The sequence below is a fragment of the Pectobacterium araliae genome (assembly GCF_037076465.1).
Lineage (GTDB): Bacteria > Pseudomonadota > Gammaproteobacteria > Enterobacterales > Enterobacteriaceae > Pectobacterium > Pectobacterium araliae.
The window spans coordinates 1,358,310-1,376,175 of the sequence record NZ_AP028908.1; the positions used below are offsets into that span (position 1 = coordinate 1,358,310).

Genomic DNA, 17,866 nt, shown 5'->3' on the forward strand with positions numbered 1-17,866 from the left:
CGATGACATTAAGGGGGGGGAGAGCAATCTCGCCCCTTTTTTTCGTTATGAATAATTAACGGTTGTTTCCCAGCGTAGCTTGTTGGATCATTGTCGGTTATACGTCGTTTTAGCATTGAGGAATGAAGAATGAGTGAGGCTGAAGCCCGCCCGACTAACTTTATCCGTCAGATTATTGATGAAGATCTGGCCTCCGGTAAGCATGATCATATTCAGACGCGTTTCCCGCCAGAGCCGAACGGCTATCTGCATATTGGGCATGCCAAATCTATCTGCCTGAATTTTGGTATCGCGCGTGACTATCAGGGGCAGTGCAATCTGCGTTTTGACGACACTAATCCGGTAAAAGAAGATATCGAATACGTTGAGTCGATCAAACGTGACGTCGAGTGGCTGGGTTTTTCATGGAGCGGCGACGTTCGCTATTCTTCTGATTATTTCGATCAACTGCATGCTTATGCGGTTGAGCTGATCGGTAAAGGACTGGCTTACGTTGATGAACTGACGCCTGAGCAGATCCGTGAATACCGCGGCACGTTGACGGCACCGGGCAAAAATAGCCCTTACCGCGATCGTACCGTGCAGGAAAACCTGGCGCTGTTTGAAAAAATGCGCAACGGCGGGTTTGCTGAAGGTACAGCCTGTTTGCGTGCAAAAATCGATATGGCATCGTCCTTTATCGTGATGCGTGATCCGGTGTTGTATCGCATTAAATTTGCCGATCACCACCAGACCGGTAATAAGTGGTGCATCTACCCGATGTATGACTTCACCCACTGCATTTCCGATGCGCTGGAAGGGATCACGCATTCGTTGTGTACGCTGGAATTCCAGGACAACCGCCGTCTGTATGACTGGGTGCTGGATAACATCACTATCCCTTGCCACCCACGTCAGTACGAATTCTCTCGTCTCAATCTCGAATACGCGATTATGTCCAAGCGTAAGCTGAACCAGCTGGTAGTGGAAAACGTGGTTGAAGGCTGGGATGATCCGCGTATGCCGACCATTTCAGGCTTGCGTCGTCGTGGCTATAGTGCGGCATCCGTCCGTGAGTTCTGTGTGCGCATCGGCGTAACGAAGCAGGACAATAACGTGGAAATGGCGGCGCTTGAATCCTGTATCCGTGACGATCTGAATGAAAATGCTCCGCGTGCGATGGCAGTGTTAGATCCGGTCAAGGTCGTGATCGAGAATCTGCCAGCCGAGCACGAAGAGTTTGTGGCGATGCCAAATCATCCGAACAAGCCGGAAATGGGCTCACGTCAGGTCGCATTCAGCCGCGAAGTTTACATCGATCGCGCTGACTTCCGTGAAGAAGCTAACAAGCAGTACAAGCGTCTGGTGTTGGGTAAAGAAGTGCGTCTGCGTAATGCCTATGTGATCAAAGCCGAGCGCATTGAAAAAGACGAGCAGGGCACCATTACCACGATCTACTGTAGCTATGATGCGGAAACGCTGAGCAAAGATCCGGCTGACGGCCGTAAAGTGAAAGGTGTTATCCACTGGGTTTCTGCGGCGCATGGCGTTCCAGCGGAATTCCGCTTGTACGATCGTTTGTTCAGTGTGGCGAACCCTGGCGCGGCGGAGGATTTCCTGTCGACGATTAACCCAGATTCACTGAAAATTACGCAAGGTTTTGTAGAAGCAAGTTTGGCACAGGCAGAAATAGAGAAAGCGTATCAGTTTGAGCGTGAAGGTTACTTCTGTGCCGATCGTGTTTATTCCAACACAGAACATCTGGTGTTTAACCGAACGGTTGGTCTGCGCGATACCTGGGTAGGCTAAGGCCACGAGGTAGAAGATAAAAATAAAACCGCCTCGGCGGTTTTATTTTTTGATGCGGTCGATTTATCGCGTGGAATCGTGCAGAGTTTCGTCTTCTCGACAATCCCCTTCACTGCAATGCCCATAGAGATACAGACTGTGGTTGGACAGTTTAATGCCGTGTCTTTCTGCGATCTCGCGCTGACGCGCTTCGATAGATTCATCGCGGAATTCAATGACTTTGCCACAGTCGAGGCAAATTAAGTGATCGTGATGATGCTGCTGCGTCAATTCAAAGACGGATTTGCCACCTTCAAAGTTATGACGGGTTACGATACCTGCATCATCAAACTGGTTGAGTACGCGATAGACGGTCGCAAGACCAATCTCTTCGCCCATATCAATCAGTTTCTTATATAAATCTTCCGCACTGACGTGATGGCAGACAGGATCCTGTAGCACTTCCAGTATTTTCAGTCTTGGAAGAGTGACTTTCAGGCCGGCCTTCTTTAATGCGATATTGTTGTCAGTCATGCGGGTTTAGTCCTGTTGCTTACTTATCAATGGAGGCTGCCTAGCCTATGACATCGGTCGGCTCAAAAAATGTAATTGCGTCTCAATTATAGAACCGCGTATGCAAAATGAAAACAAGGGAATGTTAACAATATTGTCCCCATTCATACTACTGATATACACGCAGTCCGTTGTTGATGAATGAAGAAAGAGTGAAGCACGTATAAAACCGATGGGATTATTGTACAGGTTTACTGATAGAAGTTAAAAAAATGTATCAATTATTATGAAAGGTTTTACCTATCAATACTATTTTGGCCCTGATCGAAACTATCAGGGCCAAAATGGCTTAGCCAACCAACTCTTTCAGATTCAGTTCATCGCTGATTTGTTTCACCCACGTCGTTACACGTTCGCTGGTCAGTTCAGGCTGACGGTCTTCATCGATAGCCAAGCCGATGAAGTGATTGTCGTCGGCGAGTCCTTTAGAGGCTTCAAAGTAATAGCCTTCTGTTGGCCAGTGACCGATAATCGTCGCGCCGCGAGGTTCAATAATGTCACGAATGGTGCCCATGGCATCACAGAAGTATTCCGCATAGTCTTCCTGATCGCCGCAGCCAAACAAAGCAACCAATTTCCCCGTGAAATCAACTTCTTCCAGCGACGGGAAGAAGTCATCCCAATCGCACTGCGCTTCACCGTAATACCAGGTTGGAATACCCAGCAGCAGGATATCGAAACCTTCTAGGTCTTCTTTGCTGCTTTTGGCGATGTCATGAACATCAGCAACGTCGGTGCCTAACTGTTGTTGAATCGTTTTGGCGATGTTTTCCGTGTTGCCCGTATCACTGCCAAAGAATATTCCGATGAGTGCCATGAATTGAATAACCTCTTGATTCCTAATGGTATGGTGTAATATTTCACCCATTTATCTGTTAATAATAACAGACACTCACATCGGGAGAAACTCGTATCGGTAAGGAGGCGTAAATCAAGATCGCGTGAAATGCGAAGGTAAGTAAGAAAACGAAAATATCTCTACTGATACTGAATTCCCTATAATCAATGTGGTCTATGTTATCGTCTGAGATTACGGATATATTTCTTTAACATAGCGGCGGCTATTCATTTGTAACGGTACTTCATTTTTTATGAATGTGCTTTTTATTTTATGATTTATTCCGCTTGTAATTAAAAGCAGGCTTTTGTTTGTGAAGAATAAAAATCACGGAGCGGTACATTATTATTCGTGGGAATTAAAATACTTACAAAAGATAATGTTTTTATAGAATTGAAAATTTGTAACATTTCGCGGGAACATTCCTAATAAAGGAAGATAAGAATTATAACTATTTACAGCTGAAACGATACAATTTTAAAGGGGAAATTTTAGCTTTCTGATGTTAAAGAATAAAATGAAATTTCATTCAAATTACTTTTCCATCTGATCGCCTATCCATGCCAACGCACGTAGGACGTGGTCGTGCAGCACATGCGCTTGCAACCCTATGATTAAAAACCTTATATTTATAAAAATAGAATAATGTATTATCCGTGCGAAAAATTATATTAATAAATATAGCAAGAATGCTAAATATTCTCTGTATTTAGCCGATGAGTTAGCGTGGTTTTTGAGTTTTCAACTCGGTGAAATGTGAACGCTAGGGAGAAGTGACCTGTTTCATGGTGTGAATTTTCTGATACATATCGGTTGATTAGCGATAAAAATCTTTTCAACCATTTTCCTGATTTGGAGTGAGCTATGGGACTTATTAAAAATATTGCCATCAGAACCGCTATGCTATGGGTGCTGGGCATTTTTTGTGTTCTTTGGGGCGGCGTATCAATATATACCATGTTCTCTTTTAAAGAGATGACGGCGACCTCGAAAACCAGCACCTTACTAGTTCAGAACATGAACTTTATCAACCAGGGCAACGATCAATATTTCCGTATGGTAACCCGTTTGGCGCGTGCGGTTGATGCTCGCCGCAGCGGTGATAATGCCACTGCGGATAAAGAGCAGGCTTCTGCACTTGTCGCGCTGGATAAACTGAAATCTGATTTGGTGGCGTTTAATGCTATCGATCACGCAAGTCTGGACGATGCGCTGGTGCAGGCTGTCAGCCGTGACTGGAATAATCTGGTTGTGCAGGGCGTTGAGCCACTTTATCAAAAGGCTGCTGCCAACGCGCTGGATGACTACCAAGATCAGGCCAAAAACGTTGTGCCGCCATTGAGCCGTCAATTTGGTGCTTCGCTCTCTGCATTCAGTAACGCCAGTGCGGAAAAATTCGCTGCGGCGGGTGTCCGTTTTGAACAAATCACCACGGTTGGACAGAACATTGTGCTGAGTGGCTTGGTTATCGGCCTGATTATGTTGTTCCTGACCGACCGCTATCTGGTGGTGTGCCTGGTTCGTCCATTAAACGATCTGCGCTATCACTTTAGCGTGATTGCTTCCGGCCATCTGGGCAAGCCGATTCTGGACTTTGGTAATAACTGTGTGGGTCGTTTGTTCCCACTGCTGCGTGAAATGCAGGGGAGTTTGGCCAGTACAGTTAGCACGATCAGAAACAGCACGGATTCCATCTATCAGGGCGCTTCTGAAATTGCCGCGGGTAACAACGATCTGTCTTCACGTACCGAAGAACAGGCTTCTGCGTTGGAAGAAACCGCAGCGAGCATGGAGCAACTGACGGCGACGGTGAAACAGAACGCCGAAAACGCCAACCACGCCAGCCAACTGGCATTACAAGCCTCGACAACAGCGAAAAAGGGCGGTGAAATCGTTGAAAACGTGGTGAAAACCATGGCAGAAATCTCTGGCAGCTCGAGAAAAATTGCAGAGATCACCACCGTGATTAATGGCATTGCTTTCCAGACCAACATTTTGGCGCTGAACGCGGCGGTAGAAGCGGCGCGTGCGGGTGAACAAGGCCGCGGATTTGCCGTTGTGGCGGGCGAAGTACGCAGTCTGGCGCAGCGCAGTGCGCAAGCGGCGAAAGAGATTGAAGGGCTGATTTCTGAATCGGTTCGCTGCGTGGACACCGGCTCCAACCTGGTTAGCGATGCCGGAGACACGATGCAGGATATCGTCCGTGCGGTGACTAACGTGACGGATATCATGGGAGAAATTGCGTCGGCATCGGAAGAACAGAGCAAAGGGATTGCACAGGTGGGTCAGGCCGTGGCGGAAATGGACAGCGTAACGCAGCAAAACGCCGCGTTGGTTGAACAGGCCTCGTCAGCTGCCTTGTCGTTGGAAGAGCAGGCGGCGCTGTTGAACCAAACTGTGTCGCTGTTCCAACTGTCCGATACGCAATCAGGGCTGCAAGTGGCGGCAAAACCGGTGCAGAAAACGCAGGCGATTACCCCGCGTGCAGCCAAAGCGCTACCAGCCAGTAACGACAACTGGGAAAAATTCTAAGCGTCGTTTTAGCCTGAGATAGCGAGTTTACTCTTGGGTGAATGTTCAGGCGGTGTCAGAAATGGCGCCGCACAAGATGTGATGCTATGTTATATAAATGCTGCGTTATATAAACACCGCGTATAACTATCGGGTTACGCCAATCAGGACTGCTGTTCGGCCAACTGCGCGAGCAGCATCTCTTCAATCAATTCACTGCGGCTAATGTTCCGCTGTTCAGCAAGGCTGTTCAGGATATCGACAGCGTCGCTATTAATCTTTAATTCGACACGGCGCAAGCCACGCACTTTATCGCGACGTAGTTGATTACGCTTGTTAATTCTTAGTTGTTCGTCACGTGTGAGCGGATTGGTCTTGGGGCGGCCCGGACGACGCTCATCTGCGAACAGATCCAGTGTAGTACGATCCGTTTGTTCTTTTGCCATAAGTAATGATACTGCAAGGTATTCGGATCAAAATACACCGAGCTGCCCGTTCCGTCCTACAGATAAAATCGATGCCTACTCTCACTCTGCAATAGAATTGTCAGGGCGCGGTTTGGCTATCTGTTGAACATGCTGGGAAATTACGCGTGCACTTTGATGAAGTGGTTACAATGACTTGTGGCTGAATCAGCCGTCCCTCTACTGCGAGCGCCATCATACCCTAGCCGCACTGGCGGCGACAACGGTTAACTGCCCCTGTTGCCATGAATCCGCCTGTGTGAGTATGGTCTGGTTAATTCATGTCCAGAAAACGGTGGATAGCGCGCAAAACCGCATCGGGTTTTTCTGAGTGAACCCAGTGACCTGCTCCGCTGACAACATGCGCCCGCGCAGACGGGAACTGACGCAGCAGTGAATCGCGGTAGCGATCGTCCAGATAGGGGGAATCGCCGCCGCGAATGAACAATATTGGCCCTTGCCAGGCCGGAACCTCTTGCCAGCCAACAATGTTTTCGTACTCATCCCACAAGACCGGTACGTTAAAACGCCATTCTCCCTGCTGGAAGGATTTCAGCAAAAACTGAATCACGCCTTCTTCTTTTATGTGTTGGCGCATGAGTGCTGTCGCTTCGGTTCGTGATGTCAGGCCCGCTTCCGTTACAGCACGTAGTGCGGCGAAAATGGTGTCGTGGCGGCGCACGTGATAATCCACTGGCGCGATATCAATCGCGACCAGCTTGTCCAGTCGTTCGGGAATGAGCGCGCTGAGCGCCATGGCGACTTTTCCACCCATCGAATGACCAATCACGATAGCGCGTTCGATATGCAGCTCATCTAACAGTGCCAACACATCCTCCGCCATGGCGGGGTAGTTCATCTGTGATGAGCGTGGTGATAAACCGTGGTTACGTAAATCGATTTGCAGGATGTCATGCGTATTTTGCAAATCCCGCCCTAATACACCAAGGTTATCGAGTGTGCCAAACAGGCCATGAATCAGGACAACAGGACGTTTATCTGTGGGCTGGTGCGCATAAAGCCTACGATGATTCAATTTCATGGTGAAGTTCATTCAGAGAGACATGGGCTTAGGGTATCATGACTTTAGAAGCAATGTTGTCACTGAAGGAATGGTAAGGGACACGTATAGCTACTTGAATGGATGTGAAAGGCATTGGGGCATCGTCTGACTTTTGGTATTGTCCCGTTATGCCGCTGTTCGATAATGTTTGAACGCCTGTATAATCCTTTTGATTTGAGTCATCTACCCATCGATGTCGGGTTGCAGAAGAAAACGTCTCTGTAATTTGCACGATAATGGGTAAAAACAGCACTGGATAAAGATGAAAACTATTGAAGTCGACGAAGAGCTTTATCGTTATATTGCCAGCCACACACAGCATATCGGTGAGAGCGCATCGGATATTTTACGGCGCATGCTGAAATTTACTGCTGGGCAGCCAGTCACCACGCCAGCGGTAGAGGCAACGGCAACGTCTCAGCCCGCCGCTGCGCCAAGCCCGCGCGATCGGGTACGAACCCTTCGTGAACTGCTGCTGTCGGATGAATACGCCGAACAGAATAAGGCCATTAATCGCTTTATGCTGGTTCTGTGCACGTTATATACCCTATCGCCGCAGGAATTTGCTTCTGCGACGGAATCGCTCCATGGCCGTACCCGAGTCTATTTCGCGGGCGACCAACAAACATTGCTTCAGCATGGCACACATACAAAGCCTAAACATATTCCAGGCACGCCATACTGGGTGATTACCAATACGAATACCGGTCGTAAACGCAGCATGGTTGAGCACATCATGTTGACGATGCAGTTCCCTGCGGAACTGACAGAAAAAGTGTGCGGAACCATCTAATCATCTATCTATTCCCTAAATCATTCGAGTTGCGTGAAGCCAACGCACAGGCAGTTCGAAGAATGAGGGGAATAACATTAACCACTTATCTAACTACACTAACTACAGCGTTAGGGAGAAGCGCCAATGGCTAATCACCCAAGGGCCGGACAGCCTGCCCGGCAGAGCGATTTGATTAATGTGGCACAGTTAACGTCACAATATTATGTGCTGCGCCCAGAAGTCGGCAACACAGCGCACGCGGTGAAATTCGGTACGTCTGGCCATCGCGGTAGCGCGGGGCGTCATAGCTTTAATGAACCGCACATTCTGGCAATTGCGCAGGCGATTGCTGAAGAGCGTAAAAAGCAAGGCATCAGCGGCCCGTGCTATGTAGGTAAAGACACGCATGCGCTCTCTGAGCCTGCATTTATTTCCGTGCTGGAAGTGTTGGCTGCCAACGGCGTGGATGTGATCGTTCAGTTGGATAATGGGTTTACCCCAACGCCAGCGGTGTCTAACGCGATTCTGGTTCACAATCGTCAGGGGGGGGCGCTGGCGGACGGCATTGTAATTACGCCGTCCCACAACCCGCCGGAAGATGGCGGCATCAAATATAATCCGCCGAACGGTGGCCCGGCAGACACCAACTTGACCAGCGTGATTGAGACGCGCGCGAATGCGTTGCTGGCAGATGAACTGCGTGATGTGAAGCGCATCACGCTGGATCAGGCCTTGAAAAGCGGACACGTCCACGAGCAGGATCTGGTTCAGACTTATGTAGAAGGTCTCGCGAGCGTAGTGGATATGGCGGCGATTCAACGCGCGGGTCTGAAACTGGGCGTTGATCCGCTGGGTGGTTCCGGTATTGCCTACTGGCAGCGCATTGCAGAACACTACAAGCTGGATCTCACGCTGGTTAATGACGCTGTCGATCAAACATTCCGCTTTATGTCGCTGGATCACGACGGCGTGATCCGTATGGATTGCTCGTCAGAATTCGCCATGGCCGGGCTGCTGGCGCTGCGTGACAAGTTCGATCTGGCGTTTGCCAATGATCCTGACTATGACCGGCACGGTATTGTCACCCCGGCAGGGCTGATGAACCCGAACCACTATCTGGCGGTGGCAATCAACTATCTGTTCCAGCACCGTCCGCAGTGGGGGCAGTCTGTTGCTGTCGGCAAAACGCTGGTATCCAGTGCGATGATCGATCGCGTCGTGGCTGATTTGGGCCGTAAGTTGGTGGAAGTTCCCGTTGGCTTCAAATGGTTCGTTGACGGTTTGTATGACGGCAGCTTTGGCTTTGGTGGTGAAGAAAGCGCGGGGGCTTCCTTCCTGCGCTTTGACGGCACGCCGTGGTCGACGGACAAAGATGGCATCATCCTGTGTCTGCTAGCGGCGGAAATTACGGCCGTGACGGGTAAAAACCCGCAGCAGCACTACGATGAGCTGGCACAGCGCTTTGGCGCACCGAGCTACAACCGTATTCAGGCGTCTGCGACGCATGCGCAAAAAGCGGTGCTGTCCAAATTGTCTCCTGAACAGGTGGCAGCCAGCACGCTGGCGGGCGATCCGATTACCGCACGCCTGACTGCTGCTCCGGGTAATGGAGCGTCGATTGGTGGCCTGAAAGTGATGACGGAGAATGGCTGGTTTGCTGCGCGTCCTTCCGGCACGGAAGAAGCCTACAAGATTTACTGTGAAAGCTTCCTCGGGGTGGAACACCGCGAGCGCATCGAGAAAGAAGCGGTAGAGATTGTCAGTGCAGTACTCGCAACGGCTAAGTAAGTGAAAAGGGCGCTGCTTGCAGCGCCCTTTTAATCTTGTGCAGCGATAAAACGTAGACTGTATTTATCCCAAGGCAACAAGTAACGCTCCCACAGAAATCAGTGCCACACCGGCTCCTGCCATCAGCGAAATTTTTTCTCCCAGCAGTATGACTGCCAGCACGACGGCGAAGACCACGCTGAGCTTATCGATCGGTGCGACCTGTGCGACGTTGCCGTTCTTCAACGCGACAAAGTAAAACAGCCACGATAGCGCTCCCGCGACGCCGCTAAGTACAATGAACAACAGCGCTTTCTTATTCGCGATAACTTCACCGACCAGCGTCAGCTTACCTTGCGCGACCACGACACCCACCAGAAAAAGTGCCATGATGACGGCACGAATCGCGGTCGCGGTATTGGCGTCCAAATTTTGCAGACCGATCTTGCCAAATATTGCGACCATCGCGGCACATACCGCGGACAACAATGCATAAATTAACCAACTACTCATGACGACGGATTCCTGAAGAAAAGGCAGGCGCGTGCAGCGGGAGGGATCCTCCACGGGCATAGCCTGATACAGGAAGATGATTTTACGGCATAAATCGATAACCGATAGCGGTTTCAGTCAAGAGATGGCACGGTCTTGCCGGGGTGGCGCTTTCCAGCTTCTGGCGCAGATGCCCCATATAAATACGCAAATAGTGGCTGTGCTCGACGGCGTTTGGCCCCCAGACCTGGGTCAGCAGTTGGCCCCAACATCCGGCTCATCCCCGCCACGCCGATTTCAGATAGCATGGTCGGGATCAGACAGACGAACAGGCCGCCTGAGACGATGCTAAGCGTCACAACACACTTCCAGAACAAAATAGACAACGTCAGGGTAGGAAAACGCAGGAAAAGAAGGTGCAAATTTCCCGTCTGTGGGCGTAAAAAAAGTATAAAAATGGGATGAAAAGTAGGCGTTGTGGCGTCAGCAAAGCTGAAGGCAGCGAGAAGAGAACATTAAAGGAGAGGGAATAGAGTGATCCAATCTAAAAACCATAAATTAACTAATGTTAAGTTTATTTTTAACGTTACTGTAACTTAATGACGTGATGACGAAAATAATTGGCGATTATTTCATCTTTTACTGGTCAGATGAGTAGTAAGCTTTCAGGAAAAGCGGTAAAATTTTAACCAATATCACAGTTCTTATTTTATCGTTATGAAAAGCACCGCTGAACAAGGGGGCTTATCCCAGAGGAGGATCGTTATGTCGCTTTATACTACTTATCCCTTGCACCGTATTCTCCTGCGTCGCGCCGCCGTGGTTGCTATTGGTGTGCTGGCATTACCAGTGATGCTGTTCCGCCGCGATCGGGCACGTTTTTACAGCTATTTACACCGTGTCTGGCTGAAAACCAGCGATAAGCCGGTATGGATGGCGCAATCCGAAGCCGCCGCCTGCGATTTCTATTAAGGCCAACGTCTAAGGTCTCTCGTGTTTATCTGCTCTCTCTGGCGGATAAACACGAAAAATGAATCGGTGAAGTCTTGGTTTAAGGATGTTTTGACGCGGTTTACCCTTTTCCCCTCCGGCGGTTCTTCCGTTATTTCTCCCCAATCTTATGATTTATTGCTTTATTCTTTGCTGTGACTGCACTGAATCGCGGTGAAATCCGCTATGCTGGTCAAGAGGGTTTGCAGAATGCCAACGCACATGCAGCTTGAAATATGACGGGTATAAGGATAAATCATGACGCTCGAACTCATCCCTGTTGGTATCAGCGCCTGTCTGCTCGGTAATCCCGTGCGGTTTGATGGTGGACACAAGCGTTTGACGTTTGCCGCTGAACAACTGGCACCCTATTTTCGTTTTGAGCCGGTCTGCCCGGAAATGGCGATTGGTTTACCCGTACCGCGTCCGGCACTCAGACTGGTACGCGAAGGGGAAAACCACATCACACTACGTGCCAGCAATGGCTCACCGCTGGATGTCACCCAGCAAATGACGGTGTTTTCTGCTGACAAAGTCAGTCAGCTTCAGCATTTATGCGGTTATATCGTCTGCGCCAAATCGCCGAGTTGCGGTATGGAACGCGTGAAGGTTTACAATGAAGCACAAAAGGATGCGCGTAAAAGTGGTATCGGCCTGTTTACGCAGGCGCTGATGCGGCAAATGCCCTGGCTTCCTGTTGAAGAAGACGGCCGCCTGCAAGATCCCGGCTTGCGGGAAAATTTCATTGAGCGCGTTTATGCGCTGCACGAACTGAATCAGCTATGGCAAAACGGGTTGAGTCGTGGCGCGTTGATTGCCTTTCATAGCCGCTATAAATTATTGCTGCTGGCGCACTCCCAGCCGGAATACCGCGAACTGGGGCCGTTTGTTGCGGGGATCGATAAGTGGGAATCACTGGAAGACTATATTGTTGAATACCGGATGCGGTTGATGAAGCTGCTATCGACACCTGCGACGCGACGTAACCACACCAATGTGCTGATGCATGTACAGGGCTATTTCCGACGTCAGCTAAATACTCAACAGCGGCAGGAGCTGGCGCAGCTGATCGATCGTTATCGACAGGGCTTGCAGCCGCTACTGGCACCTATCACGTTGCTAAAACATTACATGGCGGAATATCCCGATGCGTATCTGGCTCAGCAGCGTTACTTTGAGCCGTACCCAGAAGCATTACGCCTGCGTTACGGACACTAGTTTGACCGCCCGAGGAATTTCATGACCACGCATGGAGTTACACATCATGTAGTTACACATGTAGTCTGGCTACGCAATGACCTGCGCGTTACCGATAATCTGGCGCTGTACTCGGCCTGTCAGGATCCGAACGCGACTGTGCTTGCCGTCTTTATCGCAACGCCTGTGCAGTGGGAAAAGCATGATATGGCACCGCGTCAGGCGGCCTTTCTACTGGAGAACCTGACGCTGGTGCAGCAGGCACTGGCCGAGAAAGGTATCCCGCTGCATTACCATGAATGTGCTGACTTTGCGGCGTCGGTTGATTGGCTGGTACAGTTTTGTGCGCAGCAGCAGGCCACCGATCTTTTCTACAATTATCAGTATGAAATCAACGAGCACCTGCGTGATAAGCAGGTGAAAGAGCGACTGACGGATAGTGTGGTTTGCCATGGTTATCATGACAGCCTGTTGCTGCCGCCGGGTAGCGTGCTGACGGGCAACGGCGAGATGTATAAAGTATTTACGCCCTTTCGTCAGGCCTTTATCAAACGCTTGCTGGAGGCCGATGTTACGTGCGTACCGGCACCGAACGTGCGCGGTGAGCCGATCGATAACACAATGGCACTGACGCCGTTCAGCTATCCGCAGCGCGAGGTGGATCGCGACGATTTCCCCTGTGGCGAACGTGTGGCATTGCAGCAGTTACGCCGTTTTTGCCGTGAGCAGGTGCAGGATTACGACCAGCAGCGGGATTTCCCTTCATTGCCCGGCACCAGCAAACTGTCTCCGTATCTGGCGCTTGGGGTTGTATCGCCGCGCCAATGTTTTAATCGCCTACGCACCGAATGCCCAGAGATGCAGGAACGACGCGAGGGCGGAGCATTCATCTGGTTTAGTGAGCTGGTCTGGCGTGAATTTTACCGCCATCTGATCGTGTCCTGGCCGCAGTTGTGTAAACACCGACCGTTCACCGCGTGGACGCAGTGGGTGAAATGGCGGGAGGCACCGGAGGATTTAGCCGCCTGGCAACAGGGAAACACGGGCTATCCCATTGTGGATGCAGCGATGCGTCAACTGAATGCAACGGGGTGGATGCATAATCGACTGCGTATGATTTGCGCCAGCTTTCTCGTCAAAGATTTACTGATAGATTGGCGTGAAGGCGAACGCTACTTTATGTCGCAATTACTGGATGGCGATCTGGCGGCGAATAACGGCGGCTGGCAGTGGGCGGCGTCGACGGGCACCGATGCTGCACCTTATTTTCGTATTTTCAATCCGACAACCCAGGGCGAGCGCTTCGATCCCGAGGGTCGGTTTATTCGTCGCTGGCTACCTGAGCTGGCTGCGGTGCCGGATAAAGACATTCACCAGCCCCATCGGTGGGTCGACAAACACCATCATCAACTAAACTATCCGCTGCCGATCGTCGATCACAAAACCGCCCGTCAGAGCACGCTGGCGGCGTTTGAAGCGGCAAAAAATATCGGTATGGCGGATAACGATCAGGAAGAGAAAAGTAAGTATGCGTAATGTGGAACTGGAAAGCATCATTAACGAGAAGCTGAGTACCGAGACGTTTCAGGACTACGCGCCGAACGGTTTACAGGTCGAGGGGCGTGCCGAAGTGAAACGTATTGTGACGGGCGTAACGGCCTCACAGGCGCTGCTGGATGCGGCGGTAGAAAAGCAGGCCGATGCGATACTGGTTCACCACGGTTACTTCTGGAAAAACGAACCGCAGATTGTTTGTGGTATGAAGCGTAACCGACTGAAAACGCTGTTGCTCAATGATATCAACCTGTATGGCTATCATCTGCCGTTGGACGCACACCCAGAGTTGGGGAATAACGCACAACTGGCGGCGCTGTTGGAGATTCAGGTGCAGGGCGCGATCGAGCCGCTGGTGCCATATGGCGAACTGGCACAGCCCATGACGGCGGATGCCTTTTGCCGCCGTGTAGAAAAACGGCTGGGGCGTAGTGTGCTGCATTGTGGGGATAATGCACCGCAACAGATACAGCGCGTGGCCTGGTGTACCGGTGGCGGTCAGGGCTTTATTGAACAAGCTGCCCGCTTTGGGGTCGATGCGTTTATTACTGGTGAAGTGTCTGAGCAAACGATCCACGTCGCTCGCGAAATGGGGCTGCATTTCTTTGCTGCTGGACACCATGCTACCGAACGCGGTGGTATCCGGGCGTTGGGTGAATGGCTGGCGGCACAACATGGTTTTGATGTGACATTTATTGATATTCCTAATCCGGCCTGATGGGCTGAAAATATCGGTATTACATGGGAATGATGGTGCATTTTGTAGGTTGGCATCGTTCTTGCTTGTCTATTGACAAGAAAAGAGAACAGTAAGCAACGTTAATCATTTGGCTATGTTCACCATGACGGATAAACGTGATTCAGGAGGAAAGATTGCAACGAGCACGGTGTTATCTTCTGGGCGAGAGAGCGGTCGTTCTTGAACTGGAACCGCCCATGTCGCTGGAGAGCCAGCAACGGATATGGGGGCTTGCCGAGCGCCTGAATCACCATGAAGAGGTGCTGGAAGCGATTCCCGGCATGAACAACCTGACGGTGGTGTTGGCGCACCCGCAACAGATTGCGCGGGATGCGATTGAGCGCTTGCAGCGCTGGTGGGAGGAAAGCGAATCGCTAGCGTTTGACCCACGAGATATCGACATTCCTGTCATTTATGGGGGAGAGGTGGGACCGGATCTGGCGGACGTTGCCGCTCACAGTGGCCTGACAGTGAGTCAGGTTGTGGAAGCGCATGCGGCTGCACAGTATGTGGTCTACTTTTTGGGCTTCCAGCCGGGTTTTGCTTACCTCGGCGGCTTAAATGAGAAATTGCATATGCCGCGCCGCGCCGAACCCCGTGTGCGTGTGCCTGCGGGATCGGTCGGGATTGGCGGTGCGCAGACGGGGATTTATCCGCTGGCAACGCCGGGCGGCTGGCAGCTGATTGGTCGCACCTCACTGAAACTGTTCAACCCGCAAACGATGCCGCCAACACTGCTGCGCCCCGGCGATAACGTTCGGTTTCTGCCACAGAAGGAGGGCATATGCTGAAAGTTATCCATGCCGGATTGCATACTTCAGTGCAGGACGGCGGCCGCGTCGGCTTTCGCCGTTTGGGTATCAGCCAGTCAGGCGCGCTCGATCTGCCTGCCCTGAAAATGGCCAACTTGCTCGTTGGCAACGAGGAGAATGCCGCTGCGTTGGAAATTACACTGGGCAAGTTTAGTGCAACGTTTACCACGGCCTGCTGGGTGGCGCTGACCGGGGCGGATTGTCATGCTGAGTTGGATGGAAAGCCGCTCTGGACAGGCTGGCGTTTCGCCGCGAAACCGGGGCAGACGTTGAAAATGCGTCTGCCGCGTAACGGAATGCGTAGCTATTTGTCCTTGTCCGGCGGTGTGGATGTGCCGGAAGCGCTTGGCTCGCGCAGTACCGATTTGAAGGCCGGTTTTGGTGGTTTTGACGGACGTTTATTGAGGGATGGCGATGAACTCCCGCTGGGAACACCCACTCGCGAACTGACGCGAGAAGCGGGTATCAAGCAACTGTTGTTTGGCAACCGCGTGCGGGCATTGCCGGGGCCGGAGTATCAGGAATTCAGTGAAGAGATGCAGGAACTGTTCTGGCGGACTTCCTGGCAGTTGAGTCCGCAAAGTAACCGCATGGGTTACCGTTTGGTGGGAGCTGAGCTACAGCGTACTACGTCATCAGGTAATAAACCGCGCGAGCTGCCTTCACATGGGCTACTACCGGGCGTCGTCCAGATTCCCCACAACGGTCATCCTATTGTATTGCTGGCGGATGCGCAGACCACTGGTGGTTACCCGCGTATTGCGAGTGTGATTGAAGCTGATTTATTCCATTTGGCGCAAATCCGGCTCGGTGAACCGATACATTTTATTCACTGTACGCCGGCTCAGGCGCAAAAAGCCGCAGAAGAACAGCGGCGTTACCTCGAACAATTGGCGTGGAGGCTGCATGATTATTGATCTGAATGCCGATTTGGGCGAGGGCGGTGAGAACGATGAAGCGCTGCTGAAGCTGGTGACGTCGGCCAACATTGCCTGTGGTTTTCACGCTGGTGATGCGCAGACCATGCGCCAGTCAGTACGTTGGGGGATTGGCTATGGGGTCGCGCTTGGTGCTCACCCAAGTTTTCTCGATCGTGAAAATTTTGGTCGCAAGGCGATGAATGTGCCCGCAGACGTTGTTTTTGCGCAGATGGTCTATCAACTTGGTGCGCTCAGTGCGATCGTTGCTGCCGAAGGCGGAACGCTGTCGCACGTTAAGCCCCATGGGATGCTTTACAATCAGTCTGCCAGCCAGCCAGGGTTAGCCGATGCAGTAGCCAAGGCGGTGAAGGTCGTCAATCCGACATTGCGTTTGGTTGGGTTGGCGGGAAGTGAATTAATCCGAGCCGGAAAACGACTGGGGCTAGAAACACGTCAGGAAGTGTTCTCCGATCGTTGCTATCTACCCGACGGGGCGTTGGTGCCGCGCACTCAGGCTGGGGCGTTGATTAACAGCGATGAACTGGCGCTGGCACAGACGTTGGAAATGATTCAACGCCAGCGGGTCAGGGCGATCGACGGTTCCTGGGTCAACGTACAAGCGGATACCGTCTGTATTCACGGCGATGGACAACACGCGCTGCTGTTTGCCCGTAAGCTGCGTAACTGCTTTAGCCAGCATCAGATCGCTGTTGCGGCGGCATAATCATTATTTTTGTATGGCGGGGATAACCGATGAAAACCGTTTTAATTACGGCGTTTGAACCTTTTGCGGGTGAAGCGATTAACCCCTCTTGGGAAGCGGTAAAAGTCCTTCATCAGCGGGAGGTCGGCGGTGCCCGCGTGGTGGCTTGCCGTTTATCTTGCGTTTTTGACCTGTCATTGGAACAGCTTTACCGTGCGATGGCTGAATGGCAGCCGGAAGTGGTGATCGCAGTGGGGCAGGCTGGAGGGAGCGCCGATATTTCCGTCGAACGCGTGGCGATCAACATTAATGATGCGCGAATTCCTGATAATCGAGGCAATCAGCCGATTGATACGCCCGTGGTGGAAAATGGGCCAGCGGCGTATTTCTCGACGCTGCCAGTAAAAGCGCTAGTGCAGGCATTACGCGTGGCGGGTATCCCCGCGTCGGTGTCGCAAACGGCGGGAACGTTTGTCTGCAACCATGTGATGTATGGACTCTTACATCATCTTCATCAACAGGGTGATGTGGTGCGCGGCGGATTTGTGCATATTCCCTATTCACCAGAACAGGGCGCACGACACCCCGGTGAACCGAGCATGCCAACCTCATTAGTCACAACGGCATTAGAAGTGATGATTAAGCAGTCGCTGATGCAGCAGGCGGATGTGGCGCTGACGGGGGGGGCATTACATTAGTTT

Annotated in this window: 17 protein-coding genes and 1 pseudogene; 12 read left to right on the forward strand and 6 right to left on the reverse strand. The window is 51.4% G+C overall.

The features are described from left to right. The first annotated feature begins 129 nt into the window (after positions 1–129). On the forward strand, positions 130–1,788 hold the full coding sequence (glnS, locus tag AACH44_RS06060; protein ID WP_261848853.1) for a glutamine--tRNA ligase: 1,659 nt from the start codon (positions 130–132) through the stop codon (positions 1,786–1,788). A gap of 63 nt (positions 1,789–1,851) precedes the next feature. Here the strand turns inward: glnS and fur are convergent, their stop codons facing one another. Further along, a complete protein-coding gene (gene fur, locus AACH44_RS06065; protein WP_261848854.1) occupies positions 1,852–2,301 on the reverse strand; it encodes a ferric iron uptake transcriptional regulator in 450 nt (149 codons plus the stop codon). A 328-nt stretch (positions 2,302–2,629) separates the two neighbouring features. Next, positions 2,630–3,157 carry a flavodoxin FldA gene (fldA, locus tag AACH44_RS06070; RefSeq protein ID WP_261848855.1) on the reverse strand — a complete coding sequence of 176 codons (528 nt, stop codon included), beginning with the start codon at positions 3,155–3,157 and terminating at the stop codon, positions 2,630–2,632. A gap of 885 nt (positions 3,158–4,042) precedes the next feature. Between fldA and AACH44_RS06075 the strand changes: the two genes are divergently transcribed. Then, complete coding sequence (locus AACH44_RS06075) at positions 4,043–5,710, forward strand: methyl-accepting chemotaxis protein (protein ID WP_261848856.1); 1,668 nt, start codon at positions 4,043–4,045, stop codon at positions 5,708–5,710. Between the two features lie 143 nt (positions 5,711–5,853). On the opposite strand, the gene ybfE is transcribed toward AACH44_RS06075, so the two are convergent. Together ybfE and ybfF are read right to left on the reverse strand one after the other, a co-directional pair. Next, the gene (gene ybfE / locus AACH44_RS06080) at positions 5,854–6,135 is read right to left on the reverse strand and encodes a LexA regulated protein (protein ID WP_107168289.1); all 282 of its coding nucleotides are present in this window, start codon (positions 6,133–6,135) and stop codon (positions 5,854–5,856) included. 292 nt (positions 6,136–6,427) lie between these two features. Then, the gene (gene ybfF / locus AACH44_RS06085) at positions 6,428–7,195 is read right to left on the reverse strand and encodes an esterase (protein WP_261848857.1); all 768 of its coding nucleotides are present in this window, start codon (positions 7,193–7,195) and stop codon (positions 6,428–6,430) included. Positions 7,196–7,478: 283 nt separating this feature from the next. On the opposite strand from ybfF, the gene seqA reads away from it, so the two are divergent. After that, positions 7,479–8,009: a replication initiation negative regulator SeqA gene (seqA, locus tag AACH44_RS06090; RefSeq protein WP_261848858.1), complete on the forward strand. Its 531-nt coding sequence runs from the start codon at positions 7,479–7,481 to the stop codon at positions 8,007–8,009. Between the two features lie 126 nt (positions 8,010–8,135). Beyond that, a complete protein-coding gene (pgm, locus tag AACH44_RS06095) occupies positions 8,136–9,779 on the forward strand; it encodes a phosphoglucomutase (alpha-D-glucose-1,6-bisphosphate-dependent) (RefSeq protein WP_261848859.1) in 1,644 nt (547 codons plus the stop codon). 63 nt (positions 9,780–9,842) lie between these two features. On the opposite strand, the gene AACH44_RS06100 is transcribed toward pgm, so the two are convergent. Both AACH44_RS06100 and AACH44_RS06105 read right to left on the reverse strand, forming a co-directional pair. Beyond that, positions 9,843–10,271, reverse strand: a complete 429-nt coding sequence (locus tag AACH44_RS06100) for an EamA family transporter (protein WP_261848860.1) — start codon at positions 10,269–10,271, stop codon at positions 9,843–9,845. Positions 10,272–10,353: 82 nt separating this feature from the next. Then, positions 10,354–10,512 (reverse strand): annotated as a pseudogene (locus tag AACH44_RS06105) (winged helix-turn-helix domain-containing protein); the annotation flags it as partial. Positions 10,513–11,015: 503 nt separating this feature from the next. On the opposite strand from AACH44_RS06105, the gene AACH44_RS06110 reads away from it, so the two are divergent. From AACH44_RS06110 to pcp, 8 genes are all read left to right on the forward strand, one after another. Further along, complete coding sequence (locus AACH44_RS06110; RefSeq protein ID WP_010299142.1) at positions 11,016–11,222, forward strand: YbfA family protein; 207 nt, start codon at positions 11,016–11,018, stop codon at positions 11,220–11,222. Positions 11,223–11,498: 276 nt separating this feature from the next. Then, positions 11,499–12,458, forward strand: a complete 960-nt coding sequence (locus AACH44_RS06115) for a YbgA family protein (RefSeq protein WP_261848861.1) — start codon at positions 11,499–11,501, stop codon at positions 12,456–12,458. Positions 12,459–12,479: 21 nt separating this feature from the next. Next, positions 12,480–13,973: a deoxyribodipyrimidine photo-lyase gene (gene phrB, locus AACH44_RS06120; protein ID WP_261848862.1), complete on the forward strand. Its 1,494-nt coding sequence runs from the start codon at positions 12,480–12,482 to the stop codon at positions 13,971–13,973. Beyond that, on the forward strand, positions 13,966–14,709 hold the full coding sequence (locus AACH44_RS06125) for a type 2 GTP cyclohydrolase I (RefSeq protein ID WP_261848863.1): 744 nt from the start codon (positions 13,966–13,968) through the stop codon (positions 14,707–14,709). Before phrB ends, AACH44_RS06125 begins: the two co-directional genes overlap by 8 nt. A 155-nt stretch (positions 14,710–14,864) precedes the next feature. Next, positions 14,865–15,521, forward strand: a complete 657-nt coding sequence (gene pxpB / locus AACH44_RS06130) for a 5-oxoprolinase subunit PxpB (protein WP_261848864.1) — start codon at positions 14,865–14,867, stop codon at positions 15,519–15,521. Next, positions 15,515–16,459, forward strand: coding sequence for a 5-oxoprolinase subunit PxpC (gene pxpC / locus AACH44_RS06135; RefSeq protein ID WP_261848865.1), 945 nt, complete (start codon positions 15,515–15,517; stop codon positions 16,457–16,459). The genes pxpB and pxpC overlap by 7 nt, the downstream gene beginning before the upstream one ends. Continuing rightward, positions 16,449–17,186 carry a 5-oxoprolinase subunit PxpA gene (pxpA, locus tag AACH44_RS06140; protein WP_261848866.1) on the forward strand — a complete coding sequence of 246 codons (738 nt, stop codon included), beginning with the start codon at positions 16,449–16,451 and terminating at the stop codon, positions 17,184–17,186. The genes pxpC and pxpA overlap by 11 nt, the downstream gene beginning before the upstream one ends. Before the next feature lie 29 nt (positions 17,187–17,215). Further along, on the forward strand, positions 17,216–17,863 hold the full coding sequence (gene pcp, locus AACH44_RS06145; protein WP_261848867.1) for a pyroglutamyl-peptidase I: 648 nt from the start codon (positions 17,216–17,218) through the stop codon (positions 17,861–17,863). Positions 17,864–17,866: the final 3 nt, after the last annotated feature.

Excerpts from the sequence above, each read along its gene's own strand:
- AACH44_RS06075 (WP_261848856.1), top strand. The coding sequence starts at position 4,043 with ATGGGACTTATTAAAAATATTGCCATCAGAACCGCTATGCTATGGGTG.
- pcp (WP_261848867.1), top strand. The coding sequence starts at position 17,216 with ATGAAAACCGTTTTAATTACGGCGTTTGAACCTTTTGCGGGTGAAGCG.
- seqA (WP_261848858.1), top strand. The coding sequence starts at position 7,479 with ATGAAAACTATTGAAGTCGACGAAGAGCTTTATCGTTATATTGCCAGC.
- phrB (WP_261848862.1), top strand. The coding sequence starts at position 12,480 with ATGACCACGCATGGAGTTACACATCATGTAGTTACACATGTAGTCTGG.
- ybfE (WP_107168289.1), bottom strand. The coding sequence starts at position 6,135 with ATGGCAAAAGAACAAACGGATCGTACTACACTGGATCTGTTCGCAGAT.
- fur (WP_261848854.1), bottom strand. The coding sequence starts at position 2,301 with ATGACTGACAACAATATCGCATTAAAGAAGGCCGGCCTGAAAGTCACT.
- pgm (WP_261848859.1), top strand. The coding sequence starts at position 8,136 with ATGGCTAATCACCCAAGGGCCGGACAGCCTGCCCGGCAGAGCGATTTG.
- glnS (WP_261848853.1), top strand. The coding sequence starts at position 130 with ATGAGTGAGGCTGAAGCCCGCCCGACTAACTTTATCCGTCAGATTATT.
- pxpA (WP_261848866.1), top strand. The coding sequence starts at position 16,449 with ATGATTATTGATCTGAATGCCGATTTGGGCGAGGGCGGTGAGAACGAT.
- fldA (WP_261848855.1), bottom strand. The coding sequence starts at position 3,157 with ATGGCACTCATCGGAATATTCTTTGGCAGTGATACGGGCAACACGGAA.
- AACH44_RS06100 (WP_261848860.1), bottom strand. The coding sequence starts at position 10,271 with ATGAGTAGTTGGTTAATTTATGCATTGTTGTCCGCGGTATGTGCCGCG.
- ybfF (WP_261848857.1), bottom strand. The coding sequence starts at position 7,195 with ATGAAATTGAATCATCGTAGGCTTTATGCGCACCAGCCCACAGATAAA.
- AACH44_RS06115 (WP_261848861.1), top strand. The coding sequence starts at position 11,499 with ATGACGCTCGAACTCATCCCTGTTGGTATCAGCGCCTGTCTGCTCGGT.
- AACH44_RS06110 (WP_010299142.1), top strand. The coding sequence starts at position 11,016 with ATGTCGCTTTATACTACTTATCCCTTGCACCGTATTCTCCTGCGTCGC.
- pxpC (WP_261848865.1), top strand. The coding sequence starts at position 15,515 with ATGCTGAAAGTTATCCATGCCGGATTGCATACTTCAGTGCAGGACGGC.
- AACH44_RS06125 (WP_261848863.1), top strand. The coding sequence starts at position 13,966 with ATGCGTAATGTGGAACTGGAAAGCATCATTAACGAGAAGCTGAGTACC.